The sequence below is a fragment of the Halomonas sp. IOP_31 genome (assembly GCF_021151495.1).
GTDB classification, from domain to species: Bacteria; Pseudomonadota; Gammaproteobacteria; order Pseudomonadales; family Halomonadaceae; genus Modicisalibacter; species Modicisalibacter zincidurans.
In genome coordinates this window covers 1-11,439 of record NZ_JAIRBP010000056.1, presented here as the reverse complement: position 1 = coordinate 11,439, position 11,439 = coordinate 1, and the positions used below count along the sequence as shown (strand labels likewise).

The following is an 11,439-nucleotide window of genomic DNA, read 5'->3' as shown; positions in this document are numbered from 1 at the left end:
TCGGCTAGTACTTCCCCTTGCCGGGCGTACAGGGGACTTTCACCCCCAAGTCATCCCGAGGCACCACCCTCGGGAACAGCGCCACTCAGGCGCTGCGCGCCATGCCTGGCGCACACGCAAACGGGCGCCACCGGGGCGCCCGTCTCGACCCACCGATCACTCAGCCGCCAAGCTGCTTTTCCTTGAGTTCCGCCAGCGTCTTGCAGTCGACGCACAAGGTGGCCGTGGGGCGCGCTTCGAGCCGGCGGATGCCGATCTCGACGCCGCAGGCCTCGCAGAAGCCGTAATCGTCCTCGTCGATCTTCTCGATTGTTTCGTTGATCTTCTTGAGCAGCTTGCGTTCACGGTCACGGGTGCGCAGCTCCAGGCTGAAGCCCTCTTCCTGAGTCGCCCGATCGGCCGGATCCGCATAGTTGTTGGCGTCTTCCTGCAGGTGACGCACGGTGCGGTCGACCTCTTCCATGAGATCCTGTTTCCAGCCGAGCAGGATCTGTCGGAAGTGCTCCAGCTGCTGCTCGTTCATGTACTCTTCACCCGGTGCCGGCTCGTACGGGGTGAATTTCTTTGGCGCTTCCGTCTTCTGTTCTGCTACTGGCATGGGGCTGCCTCATTACTCAAGTGACTGGGGCCGATGCCCGGCCGCTCGGACCCGCCACGTCGAATCGGCGGCTCCGCGGATGGCATGCCCACCCGAAGCCTTGCTTATTTAGCGAAAAAGCGCCGGCATTGCAACCATTGAACGTCCGCCCAGCGAGGAATCTTGACGCGTGTCGTCGGGCGTGGACAACTGACTGCCGCCGTCGGCTCGCCGTCGGCTCGCCGTCGGCTCGCCGTCGGCGCTGAAGGCGCGACCAAGGAAGCAATCATGCACTGGAGTGAACGCATCGAGCGGATGCAGGCGTTTCGTGTCATGCAGCTTTTGGAGCTGGCTCAGGCCCGCGAAGCGGCGGGCCACGACGTCATCCATCTGGAAGTCGACGAGCCTGATTTCGCCACGCCGCCGCCGGTCGTCGAGGCCGGTCAGCGGGCGCTGCTGGAAGAGGAAAACGTCGCCATCACCCCGGGCGTCGATTTCGCGGTGCGCGGCGGCGAGCATCACGTGCGGGTCGCCTTCACCAACGACGTCGCCCGGCTCGAAGAGGCGCTTGTCCGCCTCGAGCGCTTCCTGGCGCGTCAGACGGGAGGCTGATGTGGACTACCCCGACCTGGTGCCGGGCATTCTGCGCCGGCGCTACAAGCGCTTTCTCGCCGACGTCGAGCTGGCCAACGGCGAGACGGTGGTGGCGCACTGTCCGAATACCGGCTCGATGCGTGCGGTCAACGTGCCGGGCTGCCGGGTGTGGCTGGCGCCGAGCGACAACCCGGCGCGCAAGCTGGCCTGGACCTGGGAACTGGTCGAACTGCCCCAGGCCGACGGCACGCTGGCGAGCGCCTCGGTGCATACCGGGCGCACCAATGCGATCGTCGCCGAGGCGCTCGCGGCGGGGCGGGTGGCGGAGCTGGCCGGCTACACGCAGCTCAAGCGCGAGGCCCAGGTCGCCGGCTCGCGGCTCGACTTTCGGCTCGACGATCCGCGCCGCGGCTCGGCGTTTGTGGAGGTCAAGCAGGTCACCTTGCGCGAGCCCGACGGCCACGGCTATTTCCCCGATGCGGTCAGCGTGCGCGGCACGCGCCACCTGGAAGCGCTGGCCGAGCTGGCCGCCGGCGGCCAGCGGGCGGTGCTGCTGTTCTGCGTGGCGCACACCGGGATAACCGCCGTCGCGCCGGCGGCGCACATCGATGCGCACTATGCGACGACGCTGCGGCGGGTGGCGAAGCGCGGCGTCGAGATACTGGCCTATGGTTGCCGGGTAAGCCATCAGGCGTCGCGCCCAGCCTCGATCAGCCTGGCTGGACGCCTGCCGGTGGCGCTCGAGCGCGAGCTGGTGACGGCTAACGACGCCGACTGACGCGGAAGATGGCGATCTCGCCGAACAGGTTGGGCCAGATGCGGCTGGCGCGGTTGCGTTTGTGCTCGCCGGTGCCGACTGCCCGGTCGGTGATCACCAGGCCCTTGTCGCGGCACAGTTTCTCGAAGTCGTTGAAGGTCGACAGGTGGATGTTGGGGGTGTCGTACCAGGCGTGCGGCAGCGAGCGCGACACCGGCATGTAGCCCTTGAAGCCGAGATAAAAGCGATGGCGCCAGTAGGCGAAGTTGGGGAAGGTGATGATCGCCTCGCGGCCGACCCGCAGCATCTCGTCGAGCATCAGGTCGGGGCGGCGCAGCGCCTGCAGCGCCTGGGTCATGACCACCAGGTCGCAGGCGTCGTTCTCGAAATTGGCCAGGCCCTGGTCGAGATCCTGCTCGATGACGTTGACGCCGCGCTCGAGGCACGCGGTGATGCCCGCGGGGGCGATCTCCAGGCCATAGCCGAACACGTCCTTTTCGCGGGCCAGCGCGTCGAGCAGCTCGCCGTCGCCACAGGCCAGGTCGAGCACCCGGGCGCCTTCGGGCACCCAGCGGTAGATCAGTTCGAGATCGGCGCGCATCATTTGCCCTCCAGGCCGAGTTCACGGGCCACGCGCTTCATGAAACCGCCGAAGACCGCCTGGTAGCGAGCATCGGGAAGCAGAAAGGCGTCGTGACCGAACGGCGAGTCGATCTCCGCGTAGCTGACCGGCTTGCCGGCGCGCATCAGCGCGTCGACCAGTTCCCGCGAGCGCTCCGGCGCGAAGCGCCAGTCGGTGGAGAAGCTGACCACCAGGAAACGACAACTGGCCGGCGCCAGGGCGGCGGCGAGATCGCCGTTGTGGGCCGCGGCGGGATCGAAGTAATCGAGCGCCTTGGTCATCAGCAGGTAGGTGTTGGCATCGAAGGCGATGGAGAAGGCGTCGCCCTGGTAGCGCAGATAGGACTCGACCTGGAATTCGACGTCGTAGCCGAAGTTGAGCTCGTCGCTGCGCAGGTCGCGGCCGAACTTGGCGCCCATCGAGTGCTCGGACAGATAGGTGATGTGGCCGACCATGCGCGCCAGCTTGAGGCCGCGCTTGGGCAGCGTGCCGTGTTGATCGTACCAGCCGTCGTTGAAGTCGGGGTCCGAGCGGATCGCCTGCCGGGCGACCTCGTTGAAGGCGATGTTCTGCGCCGACAAGCGCGGCGTGGCGGCGATGACCACGGCATTGGCGATGCGCTCGGGGTAGGCGAGCGCCCACTGCAATACCTGCATGCCGCCGAGGCTGCCGCCGACCACCGCGGCGAAGCGCTCGATGCCCAGCCGGTCGGCCAGCCGCGCCTGGCTGTGCACCCAGTCGGCGACGGTCATCACCGGAAAGTCCGGGCCCCAGGGCCGGCCGGTCTCGGGGTTGACGCTGCACGGCCCGGTGCTGCCATGGCAGCCACCGAGGTTGTTCAGCGAGACGACGAAGAAGCGGTTGGTGTCGAGCGTCTTGCCCGGGCCGATGTGCGCATCCCACCAGCCGGGCTTGCGTTCGTCCGGGCTGTGATAGCCGGCGGCGTGGTGGTGCCCCGACAGCGCGTGGCAGATCAGCACGGCGTTGTCGCGCCGGGCGTTGAGCTCGCCGTAGGTCTCGTAGACCAGTTCGTAGGCCGGCAGCGTCTTGCCGCAGGCCAGCGGCAGCGGCGCCTCGAAGTGCTGATGCTGTGGCGTCACCAGGCCCACCGAGTCGGCGGGAAGCGATTCATTCATCAAGCGTGTCGTGTCCAGTGTTCGGCACGGGGCTCGTCGGCCCCGTCTTGTATTGGCGATCGGCCGGCGGGCGGCGGCTAGCGGCTAGAAGCCGACCAGCATGCCGGAAATACCGGCGGCGCGGGTCAGCGAGCCGACTACCAGGCCATCGACCAGGTTGATAATGATGAATACCACGATCGGCGACAGGTCGATCATGCCCAGCGGCGGTATGACCTTGCGCACCGGCGCCATGACCGGCTCGACCAGTTGCATGATCAAGATCGCCCCGGGATGGCTGGCCTGGGGGGCGACCCAACTGAGAATGATCATGCCGATCAGCGCGAAGAAATAGATCTTGAGGATCGCGCTGGCCAGCGCCGCCAGCGAGGCGATGGCGATCCCCGCCAACGGCGGTAGCCCGCCGATCGCCAGCCACATGATCAGCACGATGCTCAGCGCCTTGAGAATGAAGCCGGCCGCCAGCGTCGCCAGGTCGAACGGACCGACCGGGCGCAGAAAGCTTTGCAGCGGCTTGACCGCCGGCTGGGTGACCTTGACCACCGACTGGCTGAGCGGGTTGTAGTAATCGGCTCGCGACGCCTGCAGCAGAAAACGCAGCATCAGCAGAAACAGGTAGATGTTGATCAGCATGTTGACCAGCATCAGGCCGGCGCCGCCCAGTTGACTCCCCATGGAACTCCTCCGTGTCGATTCGAACCGTCAGGCCGATTCACGCGCGCGCCGGGTTCGGGCGCGGGGTGGGCGTGTCGCGGCGTGTGAATTTAGGCTTTGTCCGAAAAGTGCCTGCACTCGACCATGCGGCGTTAAAAATAGGCTCAAAGTACTCATTTACAACCCGTAAACTCCGCCTTTTCGCCCATTTTTTGCCTTGCCTGGCCATCGCTCGTCGACTTTTCAGACGAAGCCTAGTCCTTCTTGCCGAGCTCGGCGGCCATTTCGCGGGCCCGCGCGGCACAGGCCTCGGTGGCCTCGGCGAACAGCTCGCGCAGGCCGCCGTCTTCCAGGCAGTGCACGGCGCGTTCGGTGGTGCCGCCCGGCGACATCACGTTGCGGCGCAGCTGGGCCGGCTCGAATTCGCTCTGCTGGGCCATCCTCGCCGCCCCGAAGCCGGTCTGCAAGGCCAATCGTCGCGCACTGTCGGCGGGCAGGCCGAGTCGCTTGCCGGCTTCCTCGAGCGCCTCGAAGATCAGGAAGAAATAGGCCGGACCGCTGCCCGACACAGCGGTGACCGCCTCGATCAGCGTTTCGTTGTCGACCCACTCGACCAGCCCCACAGGCTCGAGCAGGCTGGTGGCAAGCCGGCGCTGCTGCTCGCTGACCCGGGCGTTGGCGTACAGCCCCGAGGCGCCGGCGCCGACCAGCGACGGTGTGTTGGGCATGCAGCGTACCACCGCCAGCCCGCCGCCGAGCCATTCATCCAGCGTCTCGGCATTCAGTCCGGCGGCCACCGAGACGATCAGCGGGCGGCGCGCCTGCACGACGTCGCGCAGGCGCTCGCAGACCTCGCGCATGAGCTGCGGCTTGACCGACAGCACCACGACGTCGGCGTTGGCCACGGCGGCATCGTTGTCGGTGCTGACATTGATGCCATAACGCGCCTCGAGCGGCTCGAGCGTTTCACGGCGCCGCGCGGTGGCGGTGATCGCCGTGGCCGGATAGCCGGCTTCGATCATCCCGCCGAAGATGGCGCTGGCCATGTTGCCGGCGCCGATGAAGGTGACTTGGCTTGCCATGGGTGTGTCCTTTGTCGCTGTGTACGGAGCCGTAGCGCTCGTGGTCGGCACTCGCCCGGCGCCGCGTTCAATGACGAACGGCGCGGGCGCCGAAGATCGCCGTGCCCAGGCGAACCAGCGTGGCGCCCTCGAGAACCGCCGCTTCCAGGTCGTCGCTCATGCCCATCGACAGGGTGTCGAGAGTAAGCTCGGGCAGGCGCTCGGCGAGGCGCTCCTTGAGCCGTCGCAGCTCGGCCAGCGGTCGGCGCTGGGCGTCGAGCCCCACGGCCGGCGCGGGAATCGCCATCAGCCCGCGCAGCCGCAGGTTGGGCAGCCCGGCGACCTCGCGGGCCAGCGCCTCGAGATCCTCGGGGGCGATCCCCGCCTTGCTGGCTTCGCCACTGACGTTGACCTGCAGGCAGACGTTCAACGCCCCGAGGGCGGCGGGGCGCTGCTCGGATAGCCGCCGGGCGGTCTTGGCACGCTCGATGCTGTGGACCCAACTGAAGTGCTCGGCGACGGCGCGGGTCTTGTTGGATTGCAAAGGGCCGATGAAATGCCAGACGATGGCCTCCAGGTCGGCGAGTTCGTGCTGCTTGTCGAGTGCTTCCTGGAGATAATTCTCGCCGAAATCGCGTTGCCCGGCCCCGTAGGCCTGGCGAACGAGACCAGCGGACTTGGTCTTGCTGACCGCCAGCAACTGTGCCGCATCGCTGTCACGCCCGGCCTGCGCCAAGGCGTCGGTCAGCCTGCGGCGCGCATGAGCGAGTGCCTCGCTGACCGGAACGTCTGGCATACTGACATCGACCTTATAAGAAATGTAAGCAGGGAATCGAATGGATATTACCGAACTCCTGGCATTTTCGGCAAAGCAGAATGCCTCGGACTTGCACCTTTCCGCCGGGCTGCCACCGATGATTCGCGTCGACGGCGACATTCGCCGCCTCAACGTGCCGGCGATGGACGACCGCGACGTCCGCAAGATGATCTACGACATCATGGGCGACCGGCAGCGCCGTGACTACGAGGCCCAGCTGGAAACCGACTTCTCCTTCGAGGTGCCCGGGGTGGCGCGCTTTCGTGTCAACGCCTTCAATCAGGACCGCGGCGCCGGGGCGGTATTCCGGACCATCCCCGGGCGGGTGATGACCCTCGAGGAGCTCGATCTGGGCGATGTGTTTCGGCGCTTCGCCGCACTGCCGCGCGGACTGGTGCTGGTGACCGGGCCGACCGGCTCGGGCAAGTCGACGACCCTGGCGGCGCTGATCGACCACATCAACGACACCCAGCATCACCATATCCTGACCATCGAGGATCCGATCGAATTCGTCCACGTCAGCAAGCGCAGTTTGATCAACCAGCGCGAGGTACATCGCCATACCCAGGGCTTCACCCAGGCGTTGCGCTCGGCGCTGCGCGAGGACCCCGACGTGATCCTGGTCGGCGAACTGCGCGACCTGGAGACCATTCGCCTGGCGCTGACCGCGGCGGAAACCGGCCACCTGGTGTTCGGCACCCTGCACACCACCTCGGCGGCCAAGACCATCGACCGGATCATCGACGTGTTTCCCGGCGACGAGAAGTCGATGGTGCGCTCGATGCTCTCCGAGTCGCTGCAGGGCGTCATCTCGCAGACCCTGCTCAAGCGCAACGGCGGCGGGCGGGTCGCCGCCCACGAGATCCTGGTGGCGACCTCGGCGGTACGCAACCTGATCCGCGAGGACAAGGTGGCGCAGATCTACTCGGCGATCCAGACCGGCGGCAACCAGGGCATGCAGACACTCGATACGGCGCTCGCCAAGCTGGTCAGCCAGCACGTGATCAGCCGCGAGGAAGCCCAGAGCAAGGCCAAGGGGCATCTGCCCGAGGCGAGCAGCGCGCAATAACCGGCCACAGGAGAGTGCATGACACCGGGTAAATGGCTGCATCAGTTGCTGGATATCATGATCGACAAGCAGGCCTCGGACATGCTGCTGTCGACCAACGCCCCGCCGTCGCTGAAGATCAGCAGCAAACTGGTGGCGCTGGGCGACACGGCGTTGAGCGTCGACCAGGTGCGCGAGCTGGTCCTGGCGGCGCTGCCCGAGGGCGCCCGCGAGCGTTTCGAGGCCCGGCGCGAGGCCAACTTCGCGCTCAGCCTGCCGGGCAAGGGTCGCTTTCGCATCAGCGCCTTTTATCAGCGCAGCCAGATGGCGATGGTGGTGCGGCGCATCGCTTACGATATTCCGTCGCTGGAAGCGCTGTCGTTGCCGGCCACGCTGGGCGAACTGGTTTCGCTCAAGCGTGGCCTGGTGTGCGTGGTCGGCGGTACCGGGGCCGGCAAGTCGACGACACTGGCGTCGATGATTCAGCACCGAAACGAGCACGCCGGTGGCCACATCATCTGTATCGAAGATCCCATCGAGTACATCCACCAGCATCGCCGGGCGATCATCAACCAGCGCGAGGTGGGCATCGACACCGAATCCTTCGAGGTGGCGCTGAGAAACGCCCTGCGCCAGGCCCCCGACGTGATCATGATCGGCGAGATCCGTTCCCGCGAGACCATGGAGCAGGCGCTGACATTCGCCGAGACGGGCCATCTGTGCCTGGCGACGCTGCACGCCAACAACGCCAATCAGGCGCTCGATCGGATCATTCACTTCTTCCCCAACGAACGCCACGAGCAGGTCTGGCTCGATCTGTCGCTCAACCTGCAGGCGATCGTCGCCCAGCAGTTGCTGCCGCGTCAGGACGGTCAGGGGCGTGCGCCGGCGATCGAGGTGCTGCTGCGCTCGCCGCTGGTCAGCGAGCTGATCCGCAAGGGCGAGGTCGGCGAAATCAAGGCGCTGATGGCGCGCTCGCGCGATCTGGGCATGCAGACCTTCGATCAGGCGCTGTTCGAGCTCTACCAGCGTGGCGATATCAGCCAGGAGGTCGCACTGGTGCATGCCGATTCCGCCAACGATCTGCGCATGATGATCAAGTACGGCCAGGGTGACGGGCAGGGCGTCGGCCAGGCGCTGGACGCCGCGAGCCGGCTGTCGCTGCGGGCCAGCGACGACTTCGAGTGATGATGGCCCGAGCGAACCCCGGGCCTGGGTTCAGGCGCTATACAGTCCGCCAAGGACCCGTTCTCCCGCGGCGCCGGTGACGCTGGGCAGGTTGCCGGGCAGCCCTTCCAGGCGGCACCAGGCCAGCCAGGCGAAGGCGCCGGCTTCCAGCCAGTCGGCCGACCAGCCGAAGTCGTCGCAGCGCGCCAGGGCCAGCGCCGGTTGGCGACGTTGCAAACGCGCCAGTAGGTCGGCGTTGCGTGCCCCGCCGCCGCAGGGGATCAACGTCAGCGGTCCTTCGGCGCCTTGCCGGGCGAGCGCCTGTTCGATGCCCAGGGCCACGCTGGCGGCGGTCAGTTCGGCCAGCGTGGCCTGAATGTCCTGCGGCGCCTCGCGGCCGCTGGCGTATGCTGCCAGCCAGTCGAGATGAAAGTACTCGCGCCCGGTACTCTTGGGCGGCGGCTGATGAAAGAACCGGTCGTCGAGCAGGCGCTTCAGCAGCGATTCGTCGACCTCACCCGTCGCGGCCCATTGCCCGTCAATATCGAAATGGCCGCCCTGGTGGCGCGCATGCCAGGCGTCCAGCAGGGCATTGGCCGGGCCGGTGTCGAAGCCGATGACCGGCGTGTCGATTTCTGTCGGGGGCAGCAGGGTCAGATTGGCGAAACCGCCGAGATTGAGTACCACCCGCCACTCCCGGGCGCCGCGAAACAGTGCGGCATGAAAGGCCGGGGCCAGCGGGGCGGCCTGCCCGCCGGCGGCCAGGTCGCGGCGCCGGAAGTCGCCGACCACCGGGCAGCCGGTGAGCTCGGCCAGCAGACTGGGATTGTCCAGCTGCCAGGTATAGGGCGATATGCCGTGCGGGGCGTGCTCGATGGTCTGGCCGTGACTGCCGATGGCCGTGATCGCGCCGGCCTCCAGATCGTTGGCGGCGAGCAACCGGGCGACGGCCTCGCCCTGCAGTTCGCAGAATGCCTGCTCGGCATAGGCAAGATCGGCGAAGCTCGCCTGGCGTGACTGGCAGAGCATCAACAGCACCTGGCGCAGACTGTCGGGGATGTCGATGCCCAGCGCATCGACGAGCTCGGGGCGGCCTTCGCCGCAGCGCACCAGGGCGGCATCGATTCCGTCCAGGCTGGTTCCGGACATCAAGCCAACGAACAACGGCATAAGGGCCTCTCTCTGCGTGAATGGCGCTCAACCGCCAAGTCAAGACATGCTAACATCCTGCCCTATTCTTCCAGGCAAGCGCTTTAATGCCAGGCAACTGTTTATAAATGGAGAGGGCACGATGACCGACGTCGCCGATGCGCTGGCGCTGCTCAAGCGCGGCGCCCACGAGATTCTGCTCGAGGAGGAGCTGGAGCAAAAGCTGGCCTCCGGGCGCAAGCTGCGTATCAAGGCCGGCTTCGACCCCACCGCGCCCGATCTGCACCTGGGGCACAGCGTGCTGCTGACCAAGATGCGCCAGTTTCAGGAACTGGGTCACGAGGTGATCTTCCTGATCGGCGATTTCACCGGGCGCATCGGCGACCCCACCGGCAAGAACGTCACCCGCAAGCCGCTCACCGAAGGCGAGGTCAAGGCCAACGCCAAGACCTACCGCGAACAGGTCTTCAAGATCCTCGACCCCGAGAAGACCATCGTCGCCTTCAATGCCGACTGGATGAACAAGCTCTCCGCGGCCGACATGATCGAGCTGGCCGCCCAGTCGACCGTGGCACGGATGCTCGAGCGCGACGATTTCGAGAAGCGCTACCGTGCCAATCAATCGATCTCGATCCATGAGTTCCTCTATCCGCTGGTCCAGGGCTACGATTCGGTGGCGCTGGAGGCGGACGTCGAACTCGGCGGTACCGACCAGAAGTTCAACCTGCTGATGGGGCGCGAGATCCAGAAGCACTTCGGCCAGCCGCCGCAGGTGGTGATCACCATGCCGTTGCTCGAAGGGCTTGACGGCGTGCAGAAGATGTCCAAGTCGCTGGGCAATTACGTCGGCCTCGACGAGGCGCCGGGGGCGATGTTCAACAAGCTGGTGTCGATGCCCGACAGTTTGATGTGGCGCTACTTCGAACTGCTCTCGCTTAAAAGCAACGAGGCGTTCGAGACGCTCAAGCGTGACGTCGAGGCCGGGGCCAACCCGCGCGACGTCAAGATGGAGCTCGCCCGCGAACTGATCACGCGCTATCACGGTGAGGAAGCCGCCGCCAACGCGCACCGCTCGGCCGGCAACCGGCTGGCCGAGGGCGAGTTGCCGGAGGACCTGCCGGAAGTGACGGTCGACTTCGAAGGCAACGCCCAGGCGCCGATCGCCGCCGTGCTCAACCGTGCCAATCTGGCCAACAACAGCGCCCAGGCCAAGGACATGCTCGGCAATGGTCGGGTCAAGGTCGATGGCGAGGTGGTCGCGCGCGATCATATGCTCGATACCGGCAGGAGCTATGTGATCCAGGCCGGCAAGAAGCGCTATGCGCGGGTCACGCTGAGCGGACCGCTGTCGTGACTCGTTCCGGCGCCCGCCCCGCGCGGGCGTTTTATTATCCACAGCCGGTTTACCCGAAGACCGGCCCGGCGGATGTGGACAAGCGCGCAGGGCCATTCGCCCCTGAAGGCACTTTTTTCATCGCCAGGGCTTGCCATCGTCGCACGGGGGCCGTAAAGTACGCATCCGCTGCCGACGACGCACCGCGTCGCGGGCGGTGATTCGAGAAGCAAGTGGTTGTTTCGTGAGAGGTTTTTGAAGGCGTTCGAATGGATTGGGATTGCCGAAAACGCTCACGGACACTACACTGCCCTCGCGTTTCGGGCTGGGTCCGGCGCTCTGGATTGAGCGCGATGGGCTCGACCCGGCGCTTGACAGCGCGGCCCGGATCGGTAGAATACGCCTTCCTCGCAGGGCGCTGGCGAGCCACCCGGTGGCGCGACGGCACAGCGAGACGCTCTTTAACAATCGATCAGGTAATTCATGTGGGCGCTTGCCCGATACGCGGTGACAAGTCACGCGAT

Annotated in this window: 11 protein-coding genes and 1 pseudogene; 5 read left to right on the top strand and 7 right to left on the bottom strand. The window is 66.3% G+C overall.

Features of this window, described 5'->3' with window-relative positions:
• Window positions 1-160 precede the first annotated feature (160 nt).
• The gene (dksA, locus tag K7I12_RS16795) at window positions 161-598 is read right to left on the bottom strand and encodes an RNA polymerase-binding protein DksA (RefSeq protein WP_031385282.1); all 438 of its coding nucleotides are present in this window, start codon (window positions 596-598) and stop codon (window positions 161-163) included.
• Between the two features lie 432 nt (window positions 599-1,030).
• On the opposite strand from dksA, the pseudogene K7I12_RS17740 reads away from it, so the two are divergent.
• Both K7I12_RS17740 and sfsA read left to right on the top strand, forming a co-directional pair.
• Window positions 1,031-1,189 (top strand): annotated as a pseudogene (locus tag K7I12_RS17740) (aminotransferase); the annotation flags it as partial.
• A gap of 1 nt (window position 1,190) precedes the next feature.
• Window positions 1,191-1,949, top strand: a complete 759-nt coding sequence (gene sfsA, locus K7I12_RS16785; protein ID WP_031385284.1) for a DNA/RNA nuclease SfsA — start codon at window positions 1,191-1,193, stop codon at window positions 1,947-1,949.
• Here sfsA and metW read toward each other — a convergent pair.
• The 5 genes from metW to K7I12_RS16760 all read right to left on the bottom strand — a co-directional run bounded on the left by metW (window position 1,933) and on the right by K7I12_RS16760 (window position 6,197).
• Window positions 1,933-2,529, bottom strand: coding sequence for a methionine biosynthesis protein MetW (gene metW, locus K7I12_RS16780; RefSeq protein WP_031385285.1), 597 nt, complete (start codon window positions 2,527-2,529; stop codon window positions 1,933-1,935). The genes sfsA and metW overlap by 17 nt on opposite strands.
• Window positions 2,529-3,686: a homoserine O-succinyltransferase MetX gene (metX, locus tag K7I12_RS16775; protein WP_031385286.1), complete on the bottom strand. Its 1,158-nt coding sequence runs from the start codon at window positions 3,684-3,686 to the stop codon at window positions 2,529-2,531. Before metX ends, metW begins: the two co-directional genes overlap by 1 nt.
• 84 nt (window positions 3,687-3,770) lie before the next feature.
• Window positions 3,771-4,361: a YggT family protein gene (locus K7I12_RS16770; protein WP_031385287.1), complete on the bottom strand. Its 591-nt coding sequence runs from the start codon at window positions 4,359-4,361 to the stop codon at window positions 3,771-3,773.
• Between the two features lie 233 nt (window positions 4,362-4,594).
• The gene (gene proC / locus K7I12_RS16765) at window positions 4,595-5,422 is read right to left on the bottom strand and encodes a pyrroline-5-carboxylate reductase (RefSeq protein WP_031385288.1); all 828 of its coding nucleotides are present in this window, start codon (window positions 5,420-5,422) and stop codon (window positions 4,595-4,597) included.
• Window positions 5,423-5,489: 67 nt separating this feature from the next.
• A complete protein-coding gene (locus K7I12_RS16760; RefSeq protein WP_031385289.1) occupies window positions 5,490-6,197 on the bottom strand; it encodes a YggS family pyridoxal phosphate-dependent enzyme in 708 nt (235 codons plus the stop codon).
• A 40-nt stretch (window positions 6,198-6,237) separates the two neighbouring features.
• On the opposite strand from K7I12_RS16760, the gene K7I12_RS16755 reads away from it, so the two are divergent.
• Complete coding sequence (locus K7I12_RS16755; RefSeq protein WP_031385290.1) at window positions 6,238-7,287, top strand: type IV pilus twitching motility protein PilT; 1,050 nt, start codon at window positions 6,238-6,240, stop codon at window positions 7,285-7,287.
• Between the two features lie 18 nt (window positions 7,288-7,305).
• A complete protein-coding gene (locus K7I12_RS16750; protein WP_031385291.1) occupies window positions 7,306-8,454 on the top strand; it encodes a PilT/PilU family type 4a pilus ATPase in 1,149 nt (382 codons plus the stop codon).
• Between the two features lie 30 nt (window positions 8,455-8,484).
• Here the strand turns inward: K7I12_RS16750 and K7I12_RS16745 are convergent, their stop codons facing one another.
• The gene (locus K7I12_RS16745) at window positions 8,485-9,603 is read right to left on the bottom strand and encodes an anhydro-N-acetylmuramic acid kinase (protein ID WP_031385292.1); all 1,119 of its coding nucleotides are present in this window, start codon (window positions 9,601-9,603) and stop codon (window positions 8,485-8,487) included.
• Between the two features lie 121 nt (window positions 9,604-9,724).
• Between K7I12_RS16745 and tyrS the strand changes: the two genes are divergently transcribed.
• Window positions 9,725-10,936, top strand: a complete 1,212-nt coding sequence (gene tyrS, locus K7I12_RS16740; protein ID WP_031385293.1) for a tyrosine--tRNA ligase — start codon at window positions 9,725-9,727, stop codon at window positions 10,934-10,936.
• Window positions 10,937-11,439 lie beyond the last annotated feature (503 nt).

Excerpts from the sequence above, each read along its gene's own strand:
- K7I12_RS16750 (WP_031385291.1), top strand. The coding sequence starts at position 7,306 with ATGACACCGGGTAAATGGCTGCATCAGTTGCTGGATATCATGATCGAC.
- K7I12_RS16770 (WP_031385287.1), bottom strand. The coding sequence starts at position 4,361 with ATGGGGAGTCAACTGGGCGGCGCCGGCCTGATGCTGGTCAACATGCTG.
- proC (WP_031385288.1), bottom strand. The coding sequence starts at position 5,422 with ATGGCAAGCCAAGTCACCTTCATCGGCGCCGGCAACATGGCCAGCGCC.
- K7I12_RS16755 (WP_031385290.1), top strand. The coding sequence starts at position 6,238 with ATGGATATTACCGAACTCCTGGCATTTTCGGCAAAGCAGAATGCCTCG.
- K7I12_RS16760 (WP_031385289.1), bottom strand. The coding sequence starts at position 6,197 with ATGCCAGACGTTCCGGTCAGCGAGGCACTCGCTCATGCGCGCCGCAGG.
- tyrS (WP_031385293.1), top strand. The coding sequence starts at position 9,725 with ATGACCGACGTCGCCGATGCGCTGGCGCTGCTCAAGCGCGGCGCCCAC.
- metW (WP_031385285.1), bottom strand. The coding sequence starts at position 2,529 with ATGCGCGCCGATCTCGAACTGATCTACCGCTGGGTGCCCGAAGGCGCC.
- K7I12_RS16745 (WP_031385292.1), bottom strand. The coding sequence starts at position 9,603 with ATGCCGTTGTTCGTTGGCTTGATGTCCGGAACCAGCCTGGACGGAATC.
- dksA (WP_031385282.1), bottom strand. The coding sequence starts at position 598 with ATGCCAGTAGCAGAACAGAAGACGGAAGCGCCAAAGAAATTCACCCCG.
- metX (WP_031385286.1), bottom strand. The coding sequence starts at position 3,686 with ATGAATGAATCGCTTCCCGCCGACTCGGTGGGCCTGGTGACGCCACAG.